Source organism: Aureimonas sp. AU12, from assembly GCF_001463705.1.
Lineage (GTDB): Bacteria > Pseudomonadota > Alphaproteobacteria > Rhizobiales > Rhizobiaceae > Aureimonas.
The window spans coordinates 61,217-84,577 of the sequence record NZ_BBWH01000009.1 but is presented as its reverse complement, the minus strand read 5'-3'; the positions used below and the strand labels follow the sequence as shown (position 1 = coordinate 84,577).

Annotated in this window: 25 protein-coding genes; 15 read left to right on the top strand and 10 right to left on the bottom strand. The window is 68.4% G+C overall.

Features of this window, described 5'->3' with window-relative positions; all coding sequences use genetic code 11:
- Position 1: 1 nt before the first annotated feature.
- Positions 2–784 (bottom strand): DUF3108 domain-containing protein, encoded by a 783-nt coding sequence (locus tag AUL33_RS04165; protein WP_062204108.1) that lies wholly within the window; start codon positions 782–784, stop codon positions 2–4.
- Between the two features lie 300 nt (positions 785–1,084).
- Between AUL33_RS04165 and rpmB the strand changes: the two genes are divergently transcribed.
- From rpmB to AUL33_RS04150, 3 genes are all read left to right on the top strand, one after another.
- On the top strand, positions 1,085–1,384 hold the full coding sequence (rpmB, locus tag AUL33_RS04160; RefSeq protein ID WP_062204105.1) for a 50S ribosomal protein L28: 300 nt from the start codon (positions 1,085–1,087) through the stop codon (positions 1,382–1,384).
- 15 nt (positions 1,385–1,399) lie between these two features.
- The gene (locus tag AUL33_RS04155; RefSeq protein ID WP_156419273.1) at positions 1,400–1,807 is read left to right on the top strand and encodes a hypothetical protein; all 408 of its coding nucleotides are present in this window, start codon (positions 1,400–1,402) and stop codon (positions 1,805–1,807) included.
- Positions 1,808–1,870: 63 nt separating this feature from the next.
- Complete coding sequence (locus AUL33_RS04150; protein ID WP_062204099.1) at positions 1,871–2,563, top strand: queuosine precursor transporter; 693 nt, start codon at positions 1,871–1,873, stop codon at positions 2,561–2,563.
- 34 nt (positions 2,564–2,597) lie between these two features.
- On the opposite strand, the gene AUL33_RS04145 is transcribed toward AUL33_RS04150, so the two are convergent.
- The 4 genes from AUL33_RS04145 to AUL33_RS04130 form a co-directional block, all read right to left on the bottom strand.
- Positions 2,598–3,659, bottom strand: coding sequence for an esterase-like activity of phytase family protein (locus AUL33_RS04145; protein ID WP_062204096.1), 1,062 nt, complete (start codon positions 3,657–3,659; stop codon positions 2,598–2,600).
- Complete coding sequence (gene cobT, locus AUL33_RS04140) at positions 3,659–5,563, bottom strand: cobaltochelatase subunit CobT (protein ID WP_062204093.1); 1,905 nt, start codon at positions 5,561–5,563, stop codon at positions 3,659–3,661. The genes AUL33_RS04145 and cobT overlap by 1 nt, the downstream gene beginning before the upstream one ends.
- Positions 5,564–5,577: 14 nt before the next feature.
- Positions 5,578–6,567 carry a cobaltochelatase subunit CobS gene (gene cobS, locus AUL33_RS04135; RefSeq protein ID WP_192843133.1) on the bottom strand — a complete coding sequence of 330 codons (990 nt, stop codon included), beginning with the start codon at positions 6,565–6,567 and terminating at the stop codon, positions 5,578–5,580.
- Positions 6,568–6,670: 103 nt separating this feature from the next.
- Positions 6,671–7,276, bottom strand: a complete 606-nt coding sequence (locus AUL33_RS04130; RefSeq protein WP_062204090.1) for a DnaJ domain-containing protein — start codon at positions 7,274–7,276, stop codon at positions 6,671–6,673.
- A 145-nt stretch (positions 7,277–7,421) separates the two neighbouring features.
- Between AUL33_RS04130 and AUL33_RS04125 the strand changes: the two genes are divergently transcribed.
- Together AUL33_RS04125 and AUL33_RS04120 are read left to right on the top strand one after the other, a co-directional pair.
- The gene (locus AUL33_RS04125; protein WP_062204087.1) at positions 7,422–7,724 is read left to right on the top strand and encodes a BolA family transcriptional regulator; all 303 of its coding nucleotides are present in this window, start codon (positions 7,422–7,424) and stop codon (positions 7,722–7,724) included.
- Positions 7,725–7,728: 4 nt separating this feature from the next.
- Positions 7,729–8,460, top strand: a complete 732-nt coding sequence (locus tag AUL33_RS04120; RefSeq protein WP_082652302.1) for a YoaK family protein — start codon at positions 7,729–7,731, stop codon at positions 8,458–8,460.
- Between the two features lie 4 nt (positions 8,461–8,464).
- Here the strand turns inward: AUL33_RS04120 and aroB are convergent, their stop codons facing one another.
- Both aroB and AUL33_RS04110 read right to left on the bottom strand, forming a co-directional pair.
- A complete protein-coding gene (gene aroB, locus AUL33_RS04115; RefSeq protein WP_062204082.1) occupies positions 8,465–9,616 on the bottom strand; it encodes a 3-dehydroquinate synthase in 1,152 nt (383 codons plus the stop codon).
- A complete protein-coding gene (locus AUL33_RS04110; RefSeq protein ID WP_062204078.1) occupies positions 9,613–10,197 on the bottom strand; it encodes a shikimate kinase in 585 nt (194 codons plus the stop codon). Before AUL33_RS04110 ends, aroB begins: the two co-directional genes overlap by 4 nt.
- Positions 10,198–10,419: 222 nt before the next feature.
- Between AUL33_RS04110 and AUL33_RS22020 the strand changes: the two genes are divergently transcribed.
- The 4 genes from AUL33_RS22020 (at position 10,420) to AUL33_RS04090 (ending at position 14,164) form a co-directional block, all read left to right on the top strand.
- Positions 10,420–10,650, top strand: coding sequence for a hypothetical protein (locus AUL33_RS22020; protein WP_062204075.1), 231 nt, complete (start codon positions 10,420–10,422; stop codon positions 10,648–10,650).
- Complete coding sequence (locus tag AUL33_RS04100) at positions 10,647–11,627, top strand: site-specific tyrosine recombinase XerD (protein ID WP_280137796.1); 981 nt, start codon at positions 10,647–10,649, stop codon at positions 11,625–11,627. Before AUL33_RS22020 ends, AUL33_RS04100 begins: the two co-directional genes overlap by 4 nt.
- Before the next feature lie 209 nt (positions 11,628–11,836).
- Positions 11,837–12,796 (top strand): acetyl-CoA carboxylase carboxyltransferase subunit alpha, encoded by a 960-nt coding sequence (locus AUL33_RS04095; RefSeq protein ID WP_062204190.1) that lies wholly within the window; start codon positions 11,837–11,839, stop codon positions 12,794–12,796.
- 339 nt (positions 12,797–13,135) lie between these two features.
- The gene (locus AUL33_RS04090; RefSeq protein ID WP_192843132.1) at positions 13,136–14,164 is read left to right on the top strand and encodes a murein L,D-transpeptidase family protein; all 1,029 of its coding nucleotides are present in this window, start codon (positions 13,136–13,138) and stop codon (positions 14,162–14,164) included.
- Positions 14,165–14,186: 22 nt separating this feature from the next.
- On the opposite strand, the gene AUL33_RS04085 is transcribed toward AUL33_RS04090, so the two are convergent.
- Positions 14,187–14,978, bottom strand: coding sequence for a phosphodiesterase (locus AUL33_RS04085; RefSeq protein WP_062204069.1), 792 nt, complete (start codon positions 14,976–14,978; stop codon positions 14,187–14,189).
- A gap of 168 nt (positions 14,979–15,146) precedes the next feature.
- Positions 15,147–17,879 (bottom strand): preprotein translocase subunit SecA, encoded by a 2,733-nt coding sequence (gene secA, locus AUL33_RS04080; protein WP_062204067.1) that lies wholly within the window; start codon positions 17,877–17,879, stop codon positions 15,147–15,149.
- A gap of 273 nt (positions 17,880–18,152) precedes the next feature.
- Here secA and AUL33_RS04075 point away from each other — a divergent pair, with 273 nt between their 5' ends.
- The 6 genes from AUL33_RS04075 to AUL33_RS22015 all read left to right on the top strand — a co-directional run bounded on the left by AUL33_RS04075 (position 18,153) and on the right by AUL33_RS22015 (position 22,359).
- Positions 18,153–19,169, top strand: coding sequence for a peptidylprolyl isomerase (locus tag AUL33_RS04075; RefSeq protein ID WP_062204064.1), 1,017 nt, complete (start codon positions 18,153–18,155; stop codon positions 19,167–19,169).
- 155 nt (positions 19,170–19,324) lie between these two features.
- Positions 19,325–20,557 carry a bifunctional glutamate N-acetyltransferase/amino-acid acetyltransferase ArgJ gene (gene argJ, locus AUL33_RS04070; protein WP_062204061.1) on the top strand — a complete coding sequence of 411 codons (1,233 nt, stop codon included), beginning with the start codon at positions 19,325–19,327 and terminating at the stop codon, positions 20,555–20,557.
- Positions 20,538–21,326, top strand: coding sequence for a GNAT family N-acetyltransferase (locus AUL33_RS04065; RefSeq protein WP_244491958.1), 789 nt, complete (start codon positions 20,538–20,540; stop codon positions 21,324–21,326). Before argJ ends, AUL33_RS04065 begins: the two co-directional genes overlap by 20 nt.
- A gap of 40 nt (positions 21,327–21,366) precedes the next feature.
- Positions 21,367–21,774, top strand: a complete 408-nt coding sequence (locus tag AUL33_RS04060; protein WP_062204055.1) for a (deoxy)nucleoside triphosphate pyrophosphohydrolase — start codon at positions 21,367–21,369, stop codon at positions 21,772–21,774.
- A gap of 94 nt (positions 21,775–21,868) precedes the next feature.
- Positions 21,869–22,156 (top strand): hypothetical protein, encoded by a 288-nt coding sequence (locus tag AUL33_RS04055; RefSeq protein WP_062204052.1) that lies wholly within the window; start codon positions 21,869–21,871, stop codon positions 22,154–22,156.
- Positions 22,153–22,359: a Flp family type IVb pilin gene (locus AUL33_RS22015; RefSeq protein ID WP_244491956.1), complete on the top strand. Its 207-nt coding sequence runs from the start codon at positions 22,153–22,155 to the stop codon at positions 22,357–22,359. The genes AUL33_RS04055 and AUL33_RS22015 overlap by 4 nt, the downstream gene beginning before the upstream one ends.
- A 14-nt stretch (positions 22,360–22,373) precedes the next feature.
- On the opposite strand, the gene AUL33_RS04050 is transcribed toward AUL33_RS22015, so the two are convergent.
- On the bottom strand, positions 22,374–23,261 hold the full coding sequence (locus AUL33_RS04050) for a methyltransferase domain-containing protein (RefSeq protein WP_062204050.1): 888 nt from the start codon (positions 23,259–23,261) through the stop codon (positions 22,374–22,376).
- Positions 23,262–23,361: the final 100 nt, after the last annotated feature.

The following is a 23,361-nucleotide window of genomic DNA, read 5'->3' as shown; positions in this document are numbered from 1 at the left end:
GTCAGGGCTTGGCGAAGGTCGTGGCCGTCAGCGACAGCGGCCCGACCTCGGTGGGAATGCGCACGTAGACAGGCGCATAGATCCCGCTGCCGCGCACCGGCGCGAACCAGATCTGCAGCACCCGGTTGCTCAGATACTTGATGCCGTTCGATGAGGTCCGGTAGCCGCTGACGGCCTGGACGCGGACGTTGCAGACGATCGCCTTGCCCTCGAATCCGTCAGCCGAAAAATCGCGCAGGCCATTGGGCGAGAGCGCGAGATCGAGCCGCGACCAGCCGTCGTAGAAGGGCACCTTGCGCGCGCAGAGCGAGGCGGGATCGGCCTTGGCGGGCTTCAGCATCAGGCCGCTCAGCGGATCCACCACCGAGGCGAGCTGCGCGGGCAGCACCGGCAGGAAGTCGGCATGGGGCGGATTGCGCGGCGGCGGCGCGACGCTGGCCGACACGGCGCGGCCCCCGCGAAAGCGCACGTCCGAGGACCACGACTTGGCGTCGCTCGTATAAGCGAGGCGGTAGCGCTCGGCGAAGAGGCGATCGCCCGCGATGCGCCCGGAGACCGAGCTCGTGCCCTTCGTCGACGAGACGAGTTCGGCCAGCCCTGCCGAGGACAGCGTTCCCTCCACCTTGTAGCGCGGCCCATCGAGCGTCGTGGCGAAGCTCGCACGCCCCACGGGCAGGCCGATCAGAGAGATCGCGTAAGTCGTCGTCAGCACTTCGGGTGCGGCCCCGGCGCTCGACGTGAGACCGGCGAGGACGAGCGCGCTGGCGGCGAGGCGGCGAAGCATGGACGGTTCCTGAGTCTGGCGCGAGGGGGCATTCGGGGTGGAGACGACAGCGGAATCATGGCATGGATGCGTTGCTCACGGGGATATGAGTCGGGCCGTCGCGTCTTTCGCGAAGCCCGCTAACCCCACGTAGCGGCCGATCCCGTCGCTTCCAGACGGCGGGGCCGGGTTGACGCAATGGCCGGTGGCGACTATAGGGACGATCGATTTTCCGATCATGCCATGGGGTCGATGATCGCGCTGCCGTTTCGGTGGCGGCGCGCCCCGGAAGGCCGTATCGAACGTTTGAAAGGTGATCCCATGTCACGCGCTTGCGAACTGACCGGCAAGGCCGTCCAGTCCGGTAACAATGTCAGCCACGCGAACAACAAGACGCGTCGCCGGTTCCTGCCCAACCTGTGCCAGGTCACGCTGATCTCCGACTCGCTCGGCCAGCGTTTCCGCCTGCGTGTCAGCGCCCATGCGCTGCGGTCGGTCGAGCACCGCGGCGGCCTCGACGCCTTCCTGACCAAGGCTCCCGAGACCGATCTGTCGCAGCGCGCCAAGCTGCTGAAGCGCCAGATCGCCAAGAAGACCGCAGCGACCGCCGAAGCCGCCTGATTTCCAGGTATGCTCTTGTCGGTTTCGATCGGATCGGTTCAGAGAAACGCTGCTCTTGGGGCAGCGTTTCTTTTTTTGTCAGGGTGCGCGTCACTTCCCAGCGAGTTCATTCGTGCCGACAGGCCGGGCGATAGCTGGGAGCCGGACTACGCCTCATGCCGCGACAACGTCGAGAGCGGGGCCTACCAGCGACCTTTGCTCAACCCTTCCGGCACCGTGTCGGGTGCCGCGGCAGCCGGTGTTGCCAAAGGCATTTCCAAATCGATCGAGAAGTATCAGCTGACGGCGCAGTGCATGCGTGACCGCGGCTACCTCGCCACACGCGTCTCCGCAGAGGAGCGCAAGATCCTCCGCGGGTCTGCCAGTCCCGAGCGCGACCGCTTGGTGGTCGAGGTGCAAGCCCGAAACACCGCAGCGAAGTAACTGCGGTCCCATCTAACTCTCGCTGGTGCCATACCCCAGCTTAAAAAAATGGATCGACCCGCCATGACCCGACCCGGCCTGCTCGTGCTGCCCGTCGCCGCGATGACGCTCATCGTCCTCGCCTCCAACGTCCTCGTCCAGTTTCCGGTGCAGGGCCATCTCGGCAGCCTCGCACTCGGCGACGTGTTGACCTGGGGCGCCTTCACCTATCCCTTCGCCTTCCTCGTCACCGACCTGAACAACCGCCTGTTCGGTCCACGGATCGCGCGCCGCGTCGTCTATCTCGGCTTCGCGCTGGCGATCGCCTCATCGATCATCGTGCCGCCGCTGCTCTTCCATTTTGGGCTGCTGGAATTCGCCACCGCGGGCGACCGGCTGGCGCGGATCGCCATGGCCTCAGGCTGCGCTTTCCTGGCCGCCCAGCTCCTCGACATCGCCGTGTTCAACCGCCTGCGCCAGCGCTCGTGGTGGAAGGCGCCCGCTGCCTCCTCGGTCGCCGGATCGGTGCTCGACACCACCGTCTTCTTCTCGGTCGCCTTCGCGCCGGCCTTCGTCATCCTGGGCGCCAACGACGAGTTCGCGCTGCAGGCCGCCCCGCTCTTCGGTGTCCTCGCCACGGAAGCGCCCCGCTGGATCTCGTGGGCGCTCGGCGATTTCACGGTGAAGCTGCTGATCGCGGTGTTCGGGCTGGTGCCCTACCGGCTGATCGTCAACGCGGTGCTACCCTTCCGCGACGCGCCGCGCATCGCGCTTTGAATTGGGTCGCCAGCAGCGGTGGCTGCTGGAGGCTTCAGTTCGAGGGCGCGGGAGCGCCCTCGTTGCCTGGGACCAGGCGGAACTCCAGATAGAGATTGCGCTGGAAGAAGGATCCGTTGTCGTCGGAAACGATCGACAGGATCGTGTCGCCGGCGGCATCCTGCCAGAGATCGAGCCCTTCCATATTGTCGATCTCGTCGCCGAGATCGGCGTTGATCAGCACGGGGCCGTCCACCACCGCCCCCTGGCGAATGTCGGCGGCAGCGATCTTGCGGATGCGCATGCCGATTCGCCCGAACCCTTCGTAGCGCCGCTCCAGCAGCATCAGATGCGCGCCGTCGGCCGTGAAGGCGCCATCGGTGATCGCCCAGGGGGCCTCCCGACGGACCGAGAACAGGCCCCTGGTCCCGCGACCGAGGACGGCGCCGTAGAAGTTGCCCTTAGCGTCGATCGATCGCTCCGCGACGATCACCGTCTCGCCTGCGAGCGCTCCACGACCCGGCGCCACGGCGATCGTCTCGATGCCGCCGTTGGAGCGCAGCTCGCGCCGGCTCAGAGGCATCGGCACGGGCTCTGGCCGCGAGCCGAAGGGGAGGGCATCCGGCCCGTCGAGCGCGTAGGAGGCGATGCGGTGCTTGCCTTCGAACGACACGAGCGCGTGGTCGCCGCCAAGGGCGAGCCCTTCGGCATCCACATCGCTCTTGCGCTCGTAGGTTCGCCCCAGCGGGTCGAGGATCGGCGCCAGCCGCGCCTCTTCGATGCCGATCGGGCGGCCCGCCGCATCGCGCCGGATCTCGCCCGCGAACCACAGTCCGGTATCGGCCACGGCCAGAAAGCGGCGCCCGCCGTCGCGCATGCGGATCGAGGAGATGCTGGCGAGGTCGCGGTTCGAACTGCGATAGGAGAAACCGCCGCGAAACTCGAGATCGCCGAAGCGTCGGCGATCCGAGCCGATCTCGAACCGGGGAATTTCGCGCGACTCGACGGTGAGGCGGTCGGTCGCCGCGACGAGCGGCATGCCGTTGCCGAGCGTCGCGACGCAGGCGAGCAGCCCCACCGCCAGAAGCCTGCGGCGCGTGCGACCGAGAAGCCGCATCAGCGGGCGCCGCCCGCCCTTCGCCGGCGTACGGGCACCGCGCCCTCGTCCTCGAAGAGTGCGGCGAGCTGTTCGGTCATCGCGCCCGCCAGCTCCTCGGCGTCGGTGATCGTCACGGCGCGGCGGTAGTAGCGAGTCACGTCGTGCCCGATGCCGATGGCGAGGAGCTCCACCGGCGAGCGGGTCTCGATCTCCTCGATCACGGCGCGCAGATGCCGCTCCAGATAGTTGCCGGGGTTCACCGACAGCGTCGAATCATCGACCGGCGCGCCGTCCGAGATCATCATCAGGATGCGCCGCTGCTCGGAGCGCGCCAGCAGCCGATTGTGCGCCCAGATCAGCGCCTCGCCGTCGATGTTCTCCTTCAGGAGGCCCTCGCGCATCATCAGGCCGAGATTGCGCCGCGCCCGGCGCCAGGGCGCGTCGGCCGACTTGTAGATGATGTGGCGGATGTCGTTGAGGCGGCCGGGCTTTTGCGGCTTGCCGGCCTTCAGCCACGCCTCGCGCGACTGCCCGCCCTTCCAGGCGCGCGTCGTGAAGCCGAGCACCTCGACCTTGACGCCGCAGCGCTCCAGCGTGCGGGCGAGAATGTCGGCGCAGGTTGCGGCGACCGTGATCGGGCGCCCGCGCATCGAGCCGGAATTGTCGATGAGCAGCGTGACGATCGTGTCGCGGAAGTCGGTGTCGCGCTCCATCTTGAAGGAGAGCGGCTGCATGGGGTCGGTGACGAGCCGTGTCAGTCGCGCCGTGTCGAGATAGCCCTCTTCGAGATCGAAGTCCCAAGAGCGGTTCTGCTGCGCCATGAGGCGGCGCTGCAGGCGGTTGGCGAGGCGCCCGACCGCGCCCTGCAGCGAGACGAGCTGCTTGTCGAGGAAGGAGCGCAGACGCTCCAGCTCGGCTTCGTCGCAGAGTTCCTCGGCGGGGATCGTCTCGTCGAAGGTCTCGGCGAAGACGCGGTAGTCGGTGTCGCCGAGATCGCGCGGCATCGCCTGGTTGGGACGGCGCGATTCGCCGGGGGTTTCCGAATCGGGCTCCTCGTCGTAGACGGGATCCTCGGCGGTGACTTCGGACGTCTCGGCCTCGGCGGCGTCCTCGCTCTCGGATTCGCCCTCGGATTCCTGCGGCTCGGCCTCGTCCTCGCCCGCGTCCTTCTCGGCGCCGCCGTCCTCGGAGTCGCGGCTCTGGTTGTCGCCGGCCTCTTCCTCGCTCTCGTCATCCTGGTTCTCGGTGTCGTCGGCGAATTCCTCCGCCATCTCCATCGAGACGAGCATGTCGCGGATCGCCTTGGCGAACGAGCGCTGGTCCTCGACGGTCTCGCCGAGCCGCTCGAACTTCCCGCCGGCCTTCTCCTCGATCCAGTCGCGCCAGACGTCGACCACGGCCTGTCCGCTCGCCGGGATCGGGCGCCCCGTCAGCTTCTCGCGCACCATCAGCGCCACGGCGTCCTCGATCGGCGCCTCGGCGCGGTCGGTGACGTCGGCGAGATTGGAGCGGAGGTACTTGTCCTCGAGCATCGCGCCCAGATTGGCGGCGACGCCGGGCATGGCGTTGGCGCCGATCGATTCGCAGCGCGCCTGCTCCACCGCGTCGAACACGGCACGTGCGCCGCGCCCTTCGGGCGAGAGCGTCGCATGAATGCGGGCGTCGTGGCGGGCCTTGCGCAGTGCCATCGCGTCGCCGAGGCCGCGGGTGATGGCGACGTCGCCCGCCATCGCGCGCTTGGGCAGTTCGGGCAGGCGGGCGCGCTCGCCCGTCAGCCCCGGCCGCTCGTTGCCGTAGACGATCTCCAGCTCGCCGTCGCCGGCGATGGCGCGCATGCAACCGGCCACGGCGCGCCGGAACGGCTCGCGATCCTGCGTCTTGGCGCGAGCGCCCTTTGCGGAATTATCGCCGATGCGCGACATGGCTTTGGTGCCTTCTAGTCCAGAACCATGTTCGCCGCCGACTCCGGCAGTTCCTCGCCGAAGGCGCGCTGGTAGAACTCGGCGACCAACGGACGCTCGAGGTCGTCGCACTTGTTGAGGAAAGTCAGGCGGAAGGCGAAGCCGATGTTGCCGAAGATCTCGGCGTTTTCGGCCCAGGTGATGACCGTGCGCGGGCTCATCACCGTCGAGAGGTCGCCATTGACGAAGGCGGCGCGCGTCAGGTCGGCGACGCGCACCATCTTCGAGACCTTGGCGCGGCCGTCCTTCGTGGCGAAGTGGCGGGCCTTGGCGACGACGATGCCGACCTCGTTGTCGTGCGGCAGGTAGTTCAGGACGGTGACGATGGACCAGCGATCCATCTGCGCCTGATTGATCTGCTGGGTGCCGTGATAAAGGCCCGTCGTATCGCCGAGGCCCACCGTGTTGGCGGTGGCGAAGAGTCGGAAGGCGGGGTGCGGGCGGATGACGCGCGCCTGATCGAGCAGCGTCAGGCGGCCCGACGATTCGAGCACGCGCTGGATCACGAACATCACGTCGGGACGGCCGGCATCGTACTCGTCGAACACGAGCGCGACGTTGTTCTGGTAGGCCCACGGCAGGATGCCGTCGCGGAACTCCGTGACCTGCATGCCGTCCTTGACCGTGATCGCGTCCTTGCCGACGAGATCGATGCGCGAGACATGGCTGTCGAGATTGACGCGCACGCAGGGCCAGTTGAGGCGCGCGGCGACCTGCTCGATATGCGTGGACTTGCCGGTGCCATGATAGCCCGACACCATGACGCGGCGGTTCTTGGCGAAGCCCGCCAGGATCGCAAGGGTCGTGGGCTTGTCGAACAGGTAGTCCGGATCGATCTCGGGCACATGCGGGTCGCTGGCCGTGAAGGCGGGAACCTTCAGATCGCTTTCGAAACCGAAGGTTTCGCGGACGGAGACCATGGCGTCGGGGAGGTTCGCCACTTCCAGTTCCGCTGCACTCATCATACCTCCAGGGGCGCCACCTCGGGGCGGGCGCCTTGTATCCATGTCGTCGGACGTCCACCGGACGGGCGGAACCGGATCCATCGCGAAACCGGCATTCCAGCGCTTAACAGAAGCCCGACTGCTTCAAAAGCTTGTAGGCCTGAATGACCTCGCGCAGCCGGTCCTCGGACCCGCGGTCGCCGCCGTTGGCGTCGGGGTGATACTGCTTCACGAGAGCCTTGTAGCGCAGGCGGATCGCCTCGGCCGGAGCGTTGTCGCCCAGATCCATCGTCTGCAGCGCCTTGACCTCCAGCGTTCGGGCCTTTCGTCGCGGGGCCGCTGCTTCGCCGTCCGCGAAGAGGTTGAAGGCGCCGCGCGAGCGACCGTTGGCGCGCTTGGGGCGACCGGTCGGCTTCTCGGCGGGCATGGCGCCCGACGAGTTCGATCCCATCGTCCAGGTCGGGCGATTGCCGGTCAGCGAGTCCTTCAGGTACTTCTGGATGTCCTCGTCGCCGAGGCCCGAGAAGTAGTTGTAGGACTTGTTGTAGAGCCGGACATGATCGACGCAGAACTGCAGGTACTGGCCTTCGTGGTCGCGACCGCGCGGCGCCTTGTAGAGGCCCGGCTCCTCGCACTTGTCCCAGCAGCAGACCGGCGCGGCCGTCTTCTTCGGCGCGTCCCGATCGGGCCGGACGCGGATCTTGTCGAAGTATTTGGAATCGAGTTTCATCACGACCGGATTATGGGGCTCCCACCGGGAGCGAACAAGAATTGACAGATTCGAAAACCCGTCCACAACGAACCGCGGACCACAGGCGGTTCCGAGGGCGGCACCATGCCGGCCTGCCGCTGTCCCGGATATTCGAGGCGCGAGCATGACCATACAGGCCGAGATCGAAGCGAAGCTGACCGAAGCCTTGCGACCGGAAAGTCTGGTCGTCGTCAACGAAAGTCATCTTCACGCCGGCCACCACCACGGCGGCAGCGACCACCATGGCGGGTTCGACGGCAGCGGCGAAACGCATTTTCGCGTGCGCGTCGTCTCCGCCGCCTTCGCGGAGCGCTCGCGCGTCGAGCGCCACCGGCTGGTCAACACGATCCTGAAGGCCGAGCTCGACGGGAGCGTCCACGCCTTGGCGATCGAGGCCTCGGCACCCGGCGAACCGACGCGCCGCTAGCGTCATGCGCCAAAAGGTGCGGCGGCGCTACCGCCTTCGTCTCGCCGTCGGTCTCGTCTTTGCGGCATCGCTCTCGTTCACGGCGGGCCTGACCGACGTCGTCGGCTTTCTCATCGCCGGCGACTTCGTCTCCTTCATGAGCGGCAATACGACGCGACTGGCGATCGCCGTCACGGACGGGGAGGGCGACCGGGTGGCGCATCTGGCCGCGGTGGTCGCGGCCTTCGTGCTCGGCAATGCCGCGGGCGTCCTTATCATGCGCTGGACCCGCGGCAGCCATCCCGCGCTGCTCCTGGGCATTGCCCTCCTCATCGGCGGCACCGCAGCGGCGGGCGGGCAGACGCTCACCGTCCTGTCGCTCGTCTTCGCCATGGGCGCGCTCAACATCGCGCTCGAGGAGGTCGCCGGCCATTCCGTCGGGGTCACCTATGTCACCGGCGCGCTGTCGCGCTTCGGCCGCGGGCTGGGACGCACCCTCCTCGGCCAGTCTTCGAAGGGCTGGTGGATCCAGATCGTGCCGTGGGTCGGCATGGCCGCCGGTGCGCTGACCGGGGCATTCCTCTGGAAGGGCGTTGGCGCCGACGCGGTCTACGCCTCTGCCACGAGCGCGGCGTTCCTGGGTCTGGCATCGCTCGCCATCCCGCGCCGCTGGCGCCTCGGCTATCTCATCCGCCGGCCCTACCGGAAGACGCCGGCCGCAGTGAGACCTGCGCCGGATGCCGCGACGCCGGCCTGAGGCGTCAGGCCGCGAGTTCGGCCGTCAGGAAGCGCCGGACCGCTTCCGCGTCGACGTCGGCGGCCACGAAGGCCCGGCCGATGCCGTGGGTAAGGATGAAGGTCAGCTTTGAGCGCACGACCTTCTTGTCCTGCGCGATCTTGCCCATCAGCTCGTCCACCGTGAAGGCCGGGCCGGGGATGGCGTGGATCGCGGTCGGCAGTCCCGCCGCTGTCAGATGCGCCGACACGGCCTCGGCGTCGGCGACGGGGCAGAGCCCGACGCTGGCCGAGAAGCGGTGCGCCAGCGCCATGCCGATCGCCACGGCCTCGCCGTGCACGAGCCGCGCGGGGTCGTAGCGGGCGCAGGACTCCAGCGCATGGCCGAACGTGTGGCCGAGGTTGAGAAGCGCCCGGTTGCCGTCCTCGCGCTCGTCGCCCGCCACCACCTCGGCCTTGGCCCGGCAACTCGCGGCGATGGCCTCGACCCGTTCGTCGCAACCCGTGAAGATCGCCTCGCGGTGGGTGCCGAGCCAGGCGAAGAAGTCGGGACGGTCGATCAGCCCGTATTTCACCACCTCGGCATAGCCGGCCGCGAACTCGCGTGGGCTCAACGTGTCGAGGATGGCGGTGTCGGCGAGAACGAGCGCGGGCTGATGGAAGACGCCGACGAGGTTCTTGCCGCGGGGCGAGTTGATGCCGGTCTTGCCGCCGACGGACGAATCGACCTGCGCCAGCAGCGAGGTCGGCACCTGCACCAGCTTCATGCCGCGCCGGGCGATGCCGGCGGCAAAGCCCGCGAGGTCGCCGACGACGCCGCCGCCGAGCGCCACCACCGCATCTCCGCGCTCCAGCCGCTCCTCGAGAATCCGGTCGACCACCTGCATGAGATGCTCGAAGGACTTGGTGGTCTCGCCCGGCGGCAGCAGGAGCATCGAGGACGGAATGCCGGCCGCATCGAGCGACAGGCGCAGGCGTTCGCCGTGAAGGCCCGCCACGCGCTCGTCGGCCACCACCAGCGCTCTGATGCCGGGCAGGCGGCCGGCGATCTCTGCGCCGGCCTCGTCGATGAGGCCGGGACCGATGAGGATGTCGTAGGACCGGTCACCGAGCGCGACCCGCACGCTCTCGCGGCGCGCGGCCGAAGCGCCGCCTTCGGAACGGGCGAGGGGGCTCATGGGCTGACCTTCGGGCTGGTGTGGCGTTCGAGCGAGCGAACGATCTCGCGGGCGATGACCTCGCGCTTCACGTTACGCGAATGGACGTGGATGTCGGCCTTGGCATAGACGGGGTAGCGCAGGTCGATCAGACGACGCATCGTGGCGCGCGGGTCGGCTGTCTTGAGCAACGGGCGGGTCGGGCGCTTGATGACGCGCTCCATCAGGATGTCGAGTTCGGCGCGGAGCCAGACGGTGACGGCACGCTCCTTCAGGAGGCTGCGCGTACCCTCGTTCATGTAGGCGCCGCCGCCGGTGGCGATCACCTGCGGCGCGCCTTCCGTCAGCCGCGCCACGACGCGCGCCTCCAGCGCCCGGAACTCCGGTTCGCCATAGGAGGCAAAGAGCTCGGCGACGCTCATGCGCGAGGCGTCCTCGATTTCCTGGTCGGTGTCGACGAAGGGCATGTCGAGAAGCTGGGCGAGCTTGCGCCCGACCGTGGTCTTGCCGGCGCCCATCAGCCCCACGAGAACGACCGAACGCCCCGCCAGCCCGGCGGTCACCACGTTTTTTCGCTCGGAAGGGCACTGGGACTCGGGCATCGAATGCGTCTCGAACGCGCGTGGGGACGGTCGGTCCTAGGACCAGAAAAGCCTTTTGGCGTCAAGCGATGCGCCCGCGCCGCGGCGCGCCGGAGCGGACCATGACCCCTGCAAAGCGACGGCGCGCCCTTGGCTCCGGCAGCGCGGACCTTTAAAATCGACCGCGGGACGACCGGATGCCTGCCGATGGCAGCGCCCGAGAAACGAAAGTCGCGCCGCCGCATGCCCACCCTCGTACGTCTCCTCTCAGCGCTCGTGCTCGTCGTCGGCGCGATCGTCGCGGTGATGTTGGCCCTCGTCACCTTCGTCGAACCGCGGCAGGGCCCGATCACCGTCGAGGTGCCGGTGCCCGCGCTGGAAACGCCCAGCGTTCCGCCGGCTGTACCCGGCGCCGCCGCGCCTGCCGCCGCCGGCGAGCCCGTGCCTTCGACGACGGGAGGTATCGCGCCGTGACCGGGGCACCCCGCGCCGGGAACGCCGACTTCGCCCGCGTCGAGAGCTTTCTCGAGATGATGGCGGTGGAGCGCGGAGCCGCCGACAACACGCTGAGCGCCTACCGCCGCGATCTCGACGACGCCCGTGGTTTCCTGGCGGGCGAGGGCGGGCTCGCCGGCGCCTCGACCGACGCGATCCGCCGCTACATGGAGGGGCTCGACGCCGCGGGCTTCGCCGCCTCCAGCCGGCAGCGACGGATGTCGTCGCTTCGCCAGTTCTTCAAGTTCCTCTATGCCGAGGGCTTGCGGGGCGACGACCCGACCTCGCCGATCGAGGGCGCCCGCAAGGCGCGGCCGCTGCCGAAGATCCTGTCGGAGGCCGAGGTCGACCGTCTCATCGACGCCGCCGAGGACGCCGCCGAGGATCCGGCGCTCGAAGGGCCGGCGCTGGCGAGGGCGCGCCGCATGCACGCGCTCGTTGAGATCCTCTACGCCACGGGCCTGCGCGTCTCCGAACTCGTGTCGCTGCCGCGCTCGGTGCTGCGCTCGAAGAACCGGGTGATCGTGGTGCGCGGCAAGGGCGACAAGGAGCGGATGGTGCCGATCGGCGAGCGCGCGCGCGATGCGCTGGCGGCCTTCGGCGACAGCGTCTCCCAGTTGGGAACGCGCCCGCGCAACACCGCGCCGGTGGGCGAGCGGCCCTGGCTCTTCCCCGCCTTTTCCGAAAGCGGGCACATGACCCGCCAGGCCTTCGCGCGGGACCTCAAGGCTCTCGCGGCACGCGCCGGTCTCGCGCCGGCCCGTGTCTCGCCGCATGTGCTGCGGCACGCCTTTGCCAGCCATCTCCTCCAGAACGGCGCTGATCTGCGCGCCGTGCAGGAGCTTCTCGGGCATGCCGATATCGGCACGACGCAGATCTACACCCATGTCCTCGAGGAGCGCCTGATGCGGCTCGTCACCGATCACCACCCGCTGTCCGCCCTCGCGGAGGACTGACGCGCTCTGTCTTTGGTCTGCGTGCAAACGCGCTCGAAGGGCCCGGCTTCCTTGACAATCGGATGACGGGTCGCCAGTTTGCGCGCCGACGCGAACACCCTCACCGGGAACGGCGGCGCCATCCGGCAGACCGCCAGGGCTTCCGCAAGAACCGAAGCCGGCGAGCCATGATCGGCTCCCCGAAAAGGACGGCCATCGGCCGCTGCTGGATGCACAATTATCTCGATTTCGAAAAACCCGTCGCCGACCTCGACAGCCAAATCCTCGAACTGAAGAAGATCGGATCGGGCGAGAACAGCCTCGACGTCTCCGACGATATTCAGCGTCTGGAAAAGCGCTCGGCCGATGCGCTGGTCGATCTCTACAAGAAGCTGACGCCCTGGCAGAAGACGCAGGTCGCCCGCCACGCCGACCGGCCGCACTGCACCGACTATCTTGCCCGCCTCGTGACCGATTTCACGCCGCTCGCGGGCGACCGCCTGTTCGCCGAGGATCACGCGATCATCGCCGGCTTCGGGCGCTTTCGCGGCCGCTCGGTCGCGGTGATCGGGCAGGAGAAGGGCGCGGACACGCAGACCCGGCTCAAGCACAATTTCGGCATGGCGCGACCCGAGGGCTACCGCAAGGCGGTGCGCGTCATGGAACTCGCGGAGCGCTTCGGCATCCCGGTGATGACGCTCGTCGACACCGCCGGCGCCTATCCCGGCATCGGCGCGGAGGAGCGCGGACAGGCCGAGGCCATCGCCCGTTCCACCGAGACGTGCCTTGGCCTGCGCGTGCCGCTGGTCTCGCTCATCATCGGCGAGGGCGGCTCGGGCGGAGCGATCGCGATCGCCGCGGCCAACCGGGTCCTGATGATGGAACACGCGATCTACAGCGTCATCTCGCCGGAAGCCGGCGCTTCCATCCTCTGGCGCGACGCATCGCGCGCCAAGGACGTGGCGCAGGCGATGAAGATCACCGCGCAGGATCTCAAGGGCTTCGGCGTCATCGACGAGATCGTGCCCGAACCGCTCGGCGGGGCTCACCGCAACGAGGAGATGGCGATCGACACGGCGGGCGACCGGATCGACGCGGCCCTGCGCGAGCTCGAATCGCTCGACGGCGACGCGCTGCGCGCCCAGCGCCGCGAGAAGTTCCTCGCCATCGGCCGCGACCTCAAGGTCTGAGCGGATCCCCGAACGGGGGGCTGCTCGCGTCTGGTCCGTTCGCGCGCGATCCTGTAGGAAGGCTCGTGGCGACTGCCTGTTCCGGCAGGCGTCGGACGGACCATAATACGGCCATGCCGGACGTGTTGGTTTCGGTGGTCTTCGCAGTGCATTCGATTTGTCGGCGTCGCGTTAACGGTTTGGCAACCGTGCGGGGCCGAAAAGGGGGCAGGGTTCCGCCTGGCGGTCGGCAGTGATGTCGATCCGGGAACCCCGGCGGGCGATGGTGCCCGGCCGGACGGAACTTTGGGATCCGCGGGCATTCAGTGCCCCGATGCGGATCGAGGGGATCGAGAGCGAATGTCCGCCAGACGCCTTGCCACCGCTGCTTTGCTTGCCGCCAGCCTTGCCGTGCTGGCAGGCTGTCAGCCGGGTGACGGCCTCGGCGACCTGATGGGTGCGCAGGCGCCGCTCTCGCCCGGAATTGTCAAACTCATTCGCGCCAGCAACATGGGCGAGAACTCCCCGATCCTGATCCGGCTCTACAAGGAAGAGTCCGAGCTCGAGGTGTGGAAGCAGAAGACCGACGGCAGCTTCGCGCTGCTCAAGACGTATCCGATCTGCGCATGGTCCGGGAAGCTCGGCCCGAAGCAGAAGGAGGGCGACCGGCAGGCGCCCGAGGGCTTTTACAATATCGGTCCCGGCCAGCTCAATCCGACCTCGAACTACCATCTTGCGCTCGATATCGGCTATCCCAACGTCTACGACAAGGCGAACGGCTTCACCGGCGAGCACCTGATGGTGCACGGCTCCTGCAACTCGTCCGGCTGCTACGCCATGGACAATTGGCAGGTCGAGGAGCTTTACGCGCTCGCCCGCAAGGCGTTCGAGGGCGGCCAACGCAACTTCCAGTTTCAGGCGATGCCTTTCCGCATGACGCCGAAGAACATGGCGCGCCATCGCAACTCCGAGCACTACGCCTTCTGGAAGATGCTGAAGGACGGCGCCGACCGCTTCGAGATGACGAAGAAGCCGGTGGCCGTCGGCGTCTGCGAGAAGCGCTACGTCTTCGACGAGACGCTGGCCGACGGGCGCAAGCTGACGCCCGAGGGCGAGTGCCCGGCGCTGCAGGACCCCGCCGAGATCGTCGCCAAGCGGATGGCCGACGAGGAGCTCGAGAAGCAGATCGCGGCGACCATGGCGCCGACCGACTTCGCCGTTCCCGTCAGCACGAGCTACAAGACGGGTTCGCCGATCACGGCCGAGGCCTATGCGGCCGAGCAGCATCGCCGCGAGGGCTACGACCGCGACGGCAAGCCGACCACGGCGAAGACCTCGATGTTCAAGAACCTCCTTCAGAAGAAGACGCCGGCCGAGAAGGACGACTGACGCCTCCTCTCGTGTCCTCGCTTCAGGCGAAGGGCAGGGGGCCCCGGAAAATGCCGATCGGCATGTGATGCGTGGTCATCACGCCGGCCCTGCTCCAGTGGTGCAGCAGGAAGGCCGGCGGCTCGACGTGCGAGGCCGGCTCCGCCTCGGGCTCGAACCGTAGCGCTATGGCCGTCGTGGTGCTCGGCGCCGTGCAGAGCAGCGTGCCGCCGAAGCGCACCGCCATGAAGCGGTGGACATGGCCGCAGAGCACGCGCTCGACCTGAGCGTGGCGTGAGACGATCTCCGCCAGTCGCTCGGCCCCGAAGCATCGGTAGGGATCGAGATAGGGCACGCCGCACTCGATCGGCGGCTGGTGCATGAGGAGCACCGTCGGGCGCTCCGGCGCCTGCTCAAGCGTCCGGTCCAGCCAGTCTGCGGCCGCTTCGTCCACCAGCCCGTGGTGATCGCCGGGCACCGTCACGTCGAGCCCGACGATCCTCACCGCGCCATCGACCGCGAAATGCAGCGGGCCCTCGGCCGGCAGGTAGGCGTGGTCGCGGAATGCATGGCGGAAGGCTTCGCGCTCGTCGTGATTGCCGGGCATGACGAGGACGGGTGCGTCCAGCCCGTCCAGCAGCCGGCGGGCGTCCGCGTACTCTTCGGCCGTCCCCTCGTCGACGAGATCGCCGGTGAAGACCACCAGATCCGGCTGAGGTTCGAGCGCGTTGACCACCGCCACCGCCGCCTCGAACATCGTGTTGGAATTGATCAGCCCGGCATAGAGGACGCCGCGGGGCCGGAGGTGGGAATCGGAGAGGTGGGCGATCAGCATCGCCGACCTTCGCAGACGGTCGGATCTTCGTCGATCACCGCGGCGACGATCCGCGATCCGCACCGTTCACGGCGGGACGCTGCCCACGAAAAAGGCCGCCCTCGTTCCGGAGAGCGGCCTTTCGTCTTTTCACTCGGACCGCCCACGCTTGGTAGGGCGGCGCTTCGATCAGGCGGTCTGCGCGTAGGCGCCGTGGCAGTGCTTGAACTTCTTGCCGGAACCGCAGGGGCAGGCCTCGTTGCGTCCGATCAGGCCCCAGGTCTCCGGGTTGTTCGGATCGCGCTGCAGGCGGTCCTCGCCCGGCGGGTTGAAGTCGGCCGTCAGGCGCTCGCCGCCATTGCCGAACTCGTCCTCGCCGGTGGTGGCGTCGATGTGATGCGCCTGCATGAAGGGGAGCGCGGGCTCCTCCGTCTCCGGCCGCACCAGTTCGACGCGCGAGAGCTGCTGGGCGGTGCGCTCGCGCAGATTGTCGAGCAGCGCCTGGAAGAGCTCGAACGCCTCCGACTTGTACTCGTTCAGCGGATCGCGCTGCGCGTAGCCGCGGAAGCCGACGGCCGAGCGCAGGTGGTCGAGATTGACGAGATGCTCGCGCCACAGCGCGTCGATCGTCTGCAGCACCACGGAGCGCTCGACATAGCGCATCACCTCGGGACCGAAGCGCGCTTCCTTATCGAGTGCCGCCTTGTCGGAAGCGTCGAGGATGCGCTTCTTGACGTCGGCGTCGTCGATACCCTCCTCCATCGCCCAGTCCGCCACCGGCAGGTCGAGGTTGAGGATGTCGCGGATCTCCTGCGTCAGCTCGGCCGTCTCCCACTGCTCGGGATAGGCCTTCTCCGGCATGCGCTTGGCGACGAGCTGGTCGATCGTCTCGTGGCGCATGTCGGTGATCGTCTCGACCAGCGACTCGGCGTCCATGAGTTCGATGCGCTGTTCGAAGATGACCTTGCGCTGGTCATTCATCACGTCGTCGTATTTGAGCAGGTTCTTGCGGATGTCGAAGTTGCGCGCCTCGACCTTCATCTGCGCCTTTTCGAGCGCCTTGTTGATCCAGGGATGGACGATCGCCTCGTCTTCCTTAAGACCGAGCCGGGTCAGCATCGTGTCCATGCGCTCGGATCCGAAGATCCGCATAAGGTCGTCCTGCAGCGACAGGTAGAACTTCGAGCGGCCGGGATCGCCCTGACGACCCGAACGACCGCGAAGCTGGTTGTCGATGCGGCGCGATTCGTGGCGCTCGGTGGCGAGCACGTAGAGCCCGCCCGACGCCAGCGCCTCGTCCTTGAGCCGCCTGATGTCGGCCTTCAGCGCTTCGATCGCGGCCTCGCGCTCGGGGCCTTCCGGCACCTCGGCGAGCTCACGCTCGATGCGCATGTCGAGGTTGCCGCCGAGCTGGATGTCGGTACCGCGGCCCGCCATGTTGGTGGCGATGGTGACGGCGCCGGGTACGCCGGCCTGCGCGACGATGTAGGCTTCCTGCTCGTGATAGCGGGCGTTCAGCACCTGGAAGTCCTTGAGGCCCTCCTGGCGCAGGCGCTCGGCGAGCATTTCGGACTTCTCGATCGAGGTCGTGCCGACGAGGATCGGCTGGCGCCGCTCGGCCGCCGCCTTGATCTCTAGCGCGATCGCCTTGAACTTCTCTTCCGCCGTCCGATAGACCTCGTCATGGTCGTCGATGCGCAGGACGGGCAGGTTCGTCGGGATCTCGATCACGTCGAGATTGTAGATGTCGCCGAACTCGGAGGCTTCCGTCGAAGCCGTGCCGGTCATGCCGGCGAGGCGCTTGTACATGCGGAAGTAGTTCTGAAAGGTGATCGAGGCCAGCGTCTGGTTCTCGGGCTGGACTGTGACCTTCTCCTTGGCCTCCAGCGCCTGATGCAGGCCTTCCGAGAAGCGGCGGCCCGGCATCATGCGGCCGGTGAACTCGTCGATGATGACGATCTCGTCGTTGCGGACGATGTAGTCCTTGTCGCGGTTGAACAGCCGGTGGGCCTTGAGCGCGTTGTTTACGTGATGGACAATCGTCACGTTCTCGATGTCGTAGAGCGAGTCGCCGTGAAGATGGCCGGCGGCCTCCAGCAGACGCTCCAGCTTCTCGGTGCCGTCTTCCGTGAAGGAGACCTGCCGCTGCTTCTCGTCGACCTCGTAGTCCTCGGCCGAAAGCTGCGGCATGAAGCTGTCGATCGTCCGGTAGAGGTCGGAGCGGTCGTCGAGCGGGCCAGAGATGATGAGCGGCGTGCGGGCCTCGTCGATGAGGATCGAATCGACCTCGTCGATGATCGCGAAGTGATGGCCGCGCTGGACCATCTGCCCGCGCTCGTACTTCATGTTGTCGCGAAGGTAGTCGAAGCCGAGTTCGTTGTTCGTGGCGTAGGTGATGTCGCAGGCATAGGCTTCGCGCCGCTGCTCGTCGGAGAGGCCGTGCGTGATGACGCCGACGCTCAGGCCGAGGAACTTGTAGACGCGGCCCATCCAGGAGCTGTCGCGGATGGCGAGGTAGTCGTTCACCGTGACGACGTGGACGCCGTTGCCCTCGAGCGCGGCGAGATAGACCGGCAGCGTGCCGACGAGCGTCTTGCCCTCGCCGGTGCGCATCTCGGCGATCGAGCCGCCCGCGAGCACCATGCCGCCGATCATCTGCACGTCGAAATGGCGCATGCCGAGCGCGCGCTTGGCGCCCTCCCGCACCACCGCGAAAGCGGGCACGAGCAGGTCGTCGATCGTCTTGCCGCCGCGGATCTCCTCGCGGAACTGCTCCGTGCGGGCGCGCAGTTCGTCGTCGGAGAGCTTGGACAACTCCTCTTCCAGCGCGTTGATCTCGCGCGTGGTGGGCTCGAACTTGCGGACCCGGCGGGAGTTGGAGGACCCCAGCAACTTGCGGGCAAGACCGCCGAAACTCACCATTCGAAACGTCCTTCCAGGAAACTCGATATGCGGGCCGATTGAGGGCTCGCCGTCCGCCGCAGGGATCGGGATCGATCCGCGCACCACCCAGGGGATGCGGCTGGACTTTCAGAACGTGCGAGAGATAAGAGGGCACCCTGGCGATGTCAACGTGGCGTCCCGGCGTCGCGCGGCCCTCAAAACACCGCAAAGCAGGCTCTTTGCGAGCCTTTCACAGCCCTCGGGCCGATCGGCGCCCGATCCCCGATTCCCCTATGGAAGGCTCAACGCCCGATGACATCCACGCTTCGACTGCGCCTCGCTGCGTCCGGCCTCGTTCTCCTCTCGCTCGCCGCGCCCGTCCTGGCGCAGGATGCTGCGACGCCGCCGGCTCCCGCGGCCGCGGCGCCGGCTCCCGCGGCCGCCCCGACGCCGCCCGCGCCGGTGCCGCCGGAGACGGTGATCGCCTCGGTCGGCACGGCCGAGATCACCGAGGGCGACCTCGACGCGGCGGCCGCCGACCTCGGCAGCCAGTTCGGCCAGCTGCCGCCCGAGCAGCGCCGCCTCGCCGTGCTCGCCGCTCTCATCGACATCAAGGCATTGGCGCAGGAAGCCGACGCCGCCAAGCTCGGCGACGAGGCCGACGTCGCGCGCCGAATCGCTTTCCTGCGCGAGCGGGCGCTCCACAACTCCTATTTCGAGAAGAACGGCGTCTCCGCGATCACCGATGCCGAGCTGAAGGCCCGCTACGACGCCGAGGTCGCGGCAATGAAGCCGGTCGAGGAACTCCACGCCAAGCACATTCTGGTGCCGACGAAGGAAGAGGCCGAGGCGGCGATCAAGGAACTCGACGCCGGCAAGGATTTCGACGCGGTGGCCGCCGAGAAGTCCACCGGTCCGTCCGGTCCGCAGGGCGGCGATCTCGGCTTCTTCGGACCGGGACAGATGGTGCCGGCCTTCGAGACGGCCGCCTATGGCCTCGAGGTCGGGGCCTACACCAAGGAGCCGATCCAGACCCAGTTCGGCTGGCATGTGATCAAGGTGCTGGAGAAGCGCACCCAGCAGCCGCCGGCCTTCGAGGAGGTCAAGGACCAGGTGCGCCAGCTCGTCATGCGCGAGAAGTACATCGCGATGGTGCAGAAGGCGCGCGACGACCTGAAGGTCGCCTATGTCGATCCCGCCCTGAAGGCGCAGGTCGACGCGATGGAGAAGGCGATGTCGGCCGGCGGCCCGCAGGACCCGGAAGCCGCGGCCGACGACGCCGCGAGCGAGGCCGACGCGGCGGCCCCAGCGCCCGCTCCCGCCAACTGACGCTGCGGCCGACCGGCCGCATGATGTTCACGCCGGCGTCCCTTCGGGGGCGCCGGCGTTTTCGTGCGCAGCGAGCGCCGCCGGCCCACGGCCCTTGCGAAGGGCAGGGGCATCGGGCAAACCGGGCGCGCCGCCACCAGATGCCAGGATCCCGGATGTCCGTCGCCGTCTCCCCGCTCGCCCCGAAATCCACCCCCGACATGCCGGAGATCGCGGGCGTCTCGATCGCCACGGCCGAGGCCGGCATCAAGTACCGCAACCGAACCGACGTCCTCCTCATGCGCTTTGCGGAAGGGACGAGTGTCGCCGGGGTGTTCACGACGTCGAAATGCCCGTCGGCGCCGGTGGATCATTGCCGCCGGGCGCTGACGAGCGGCAGCGCGCGAGCGTTGGTGGTCAATTCCGGCAATGCCAATGCTTTCACGGGCAAGAAGGGCGTCGCCTCGACGGACGCGACCGCGAAGGCTGCGGCCGAGGCCGTCGGTTGCACCGAGGCCGAGGTTTTCCTGGCCTCGACCGGCGTCATTGGCGAGCCGCTGGATGCCGGGAAGATCCTGCCGCACCTGCCCTCGCTCGCCGAGCGCGCGACCGGCGGCCTGTGGCGCGAGGCGGCGGACGCCATCATGACCACCGACACCTATCCCAAGGTCGCCACCCGGACCGCATCGATCGGTGGCACTTCCGTGACGCTGAACGGCATCGCCAAGGGCGCCGGCATGATCGCGCCGGACATGGCGACGATGCTCTCCTTCCTCGCGACCGACGCGGCCATCGCGCCAGCCGCGCTGCAGGCGCTTCTGGCCGAGGCGGTCGCGCCATCTTTCAATTCCGTCACCGTCGACAGCGACACCTCAACCTCCGACACCCTGCTCCTCTTCGCCACCGGGCAGGCGGGCAATGCCCGCGTCGAGACGGCCGACGATCCCGCGCTGGCCGAGTTCCGCGCGGCGCTGGACGATCTCCTCCTCGATCTCGCGCGACAGGTGGCCCGCGATGGCGAGGGCGCCCGCAAGGAGATCATCGTGACCGTCGAGGGCGCGATGGACGACCGCTCGGCCAAGCGCATCGCGCTGTCGATCGCCAATTCGCCGTTGGTGAAGACTGCCGTCGCCGGCGAGGACGCCAACTGGGGCCGCGTCGTGATGGCCGTCGGCAAGGCCGGCGAGCCCGCGGAGCGTGATCGTCTGGCCATCTCGTTCGGCGCGGTGCGCGTCGCCGTCGACGGCGAGCGCGACCCCGCCTACCAGGAGGCCGCGGCCTCGGCCGAGATGAAGAAGGACGAGATCCCGATCCTCGTCGATCTCGGCCTCGGCACCGGGCGCTGGACCGTCTACACCTGCGATCTCACGAAGGAGTATGTCGCGATCAATGGCGACTACCGGAGCTGACGCCGCGCCGCGCCTCACCGTCGTCCGTCGCCTCGAGGCGGCGGGCTTTCGGGCCTGGCCGGCCACCACCACCTTCTTCGACGGCACCTGGGCCGTGCGAGTCACCACGAGCTTTCCGGCCAAGCGGCTGAACTCGGTGAACCCGCTCGACCGCTCCGACGACACCGACATGGCCGCGCGGCTGGAGCGGGCCGGCGAGCGTTTCGCGCAATCCGGCCGCCCGCTGATCGTGCGCCAGTCGCCGCTTTGCCCACCGACGCTCGTCGATCATCTCGACGAAGCAGGCTGGTCTCGCTTCGGGGAATCGATCGTCTACACCGCCGACCTCGCGTCGCTCGATCTCTCGGACGGGCTCGACCGGATCCCGATCCACGATGGCTGGCGCTATCTCGACGCCTCGCTCGTCGTTCATCAGCGGCCCGCCGCGCTGCGCGATGGACTGGCCGAGGTGCTGAACGCGATCCGGCCGCCGGCGGCCTTCTTCGTGCGCGAGAACGAGGCGGGTTCGCCCGTCGCGGTGGCGCTGGCGATCACCGACAACGACCTGTCGGGCATCCTCGACGTCGCCGTCCTGCCGAGCGAGCGCCGGCGCGGCGTCGGGCGCGATCTCGTGGTCAACGCGCTGCGCCACACGCTGCATCGGGGGGCGCGAACCGGCTGGTTGCAGGTCGAGGCCGACAATGCGGCAGGGCGGGCGCTCTATGCCGGTCTCGGCTTCTCGGAAGCCTATCGCTACTGCTACCGCGCGCCGCCGGGCATCATCGTCTGACCGCACGACCGACGTTCCCGCCTGCCGGAAAGCTGCACCCATGCCCGTCTCCCGTCTCCTCCTCGTCGCGGCCTGTGCGCTGCTCGACGCCGACAACCGCATCCTGATGGCCGAGCGGCCGGCCGGCAAGTCGCTGGCCGGGCTCTGGGAGTTTCCCGGCGGCAAGGTGGAGGCCCGGGAGACCCCGGAGGAGACGCTGATCCGCGAGTTGCGCGAGGAGCTCGGCATCGCGGTGAAGGCCGACTGCCTCGCGCCGCTGACCTTTGCCACCCACACCTACGACGACTTCCACCTGCTGATGCCGCTTTACATCTGCCGGCGCTACGAGGGCATCCCGCAGGGGATGGAGGGGCAGCGGCTCAAATGGGTGCGGGCGCGTGATCTGCGCGATTTGCCCATGCCGCCGGCCGACCTTCCGCTCATTCCGTTCCTCGTCGATCTCCTCTGAACGTGATTTCGGCCGCCCGTTAAGGATACGGCTTAAAGCGGCCTTTACGTCCCGGCAGTGATGATCGGTGAAATGAAGCCGAGGCGGGGCCGATATGAGACAGCATGGACGAAAGACCCGCTCGCGGGGCAGATCCGGCGCGGGCGCCGCCCTCCTGCGCGCGATGCTGCTCGTCGGACCGCTGGCTCTGGCGCTCGTCTTCGGCGTGGCGCCGCGCGGCGACCGGTTGGTGACGGCCAGCGGCGGCGAAGGGCTCGACACGATGACCACCGGTTCGGTCTCGTCGTCGCGTTTCAGCTTCGCGGTCGGCAGTCCGCGCGCCGCCGGATCGCTTGGGCCTTGCCTGCGATTCTCCGATGGAACCGACCGGGGCGCCTGTTGAGCGCCGCTTCCGCCCACGGTCTGCTCGTGCGAGCCCGCTCGGTGATGGCGTGCGCTCGCGGCAGCACGGCGATCGAATATGCGCTCATCGCCTCGCTCATCGGGCTGGCGATCGTCGGCGGTCTGGGCGCGACCGGCAACTCGGTCGGCGGCTCCGTCAATCTGGTGATGGAGCGGGTGTCCGCGGCCATCAGCGGCAACTGACGGGCGCTCGAGCCTCAGTCGCCGGCGGGCGGTTTCAACGCGTCGGCGAGGCGCATCTTCGCGCTGCCGGGCTTCAGCGGCTTCTGCTGACTGTCGTGCGGTCGCCATCCCGAGAGATAGATCACGTCGAACGTCGCCCGCAGCCGCCCGTCGGGATCGGCGAAGCGCTCCGCGTAGATTTCTGCGGCGCGCAGGAAGAGGGTGCGCGACGACGGGCGACGCGAGCGGGCGGTGAGAGCGTTGGTCATGCCCATGGAACGCAGGTCCCGCATGAGGTCGAAGAGCGAGTCGTAGCGCACCGTCAGCCGGTCCTGGTCGATCACCGGCAGGGCGAAGCCCGTGCGCTGGAGCAGGGCGCCCGCCTCCTTCAGCGCCACGAAGGGCGCGACGCGCGGGCTCGCGCCGCCGCTGATCTCGGCCTCGGCTGAGAGGAGCGACGAGCGCAACTCTGTCAGCGTGTCGCCGCCGAGCATTGCGGCGAGGAACAGCCCGTCCGGCTTCAGTGCTCGCCGGATCTGGACGAAGGCGCCGGGCGTGTCGTTCGTCAGGTGAAGCGAGAGCACGGAGACCGCGAGATCGATGCTGGCATCGGCCAGCGGCAGCAGTTCGTCGTCGCCCACCACCGTCTCCACATGACCCGTCACGCCGGCGAGACCCGCCACGCGCTCCAGCCGCAGCACGCGGTCCACCTGCCCGCCCGCCGCCATCGCTTCGGCCACCTGCAGGCCGTGACCGGACAGGTCCGCCGCCACGTCGAAGCGGCGCTGCACGAGCGACAGCCGTTCGCTGAGTTCCGCCGCGACGGCCCGCAGCAGGAAGTCGGCGCCACCCGTGTTTGCGCGGACGGCGCGCAGGCGGCGCCGGGCGAGAAGGGCGCGGTCGAAGGGGGCGGAGGCGGTCATCGGCAGGTTCCGGCGAAGGGTGGCGCACCGTCGCTTCCACTCGCGCCCGAAAGATGGCGCGGCGGGCGGCGGCGGCGATTTGCCCCTTGTAGCTGAACCC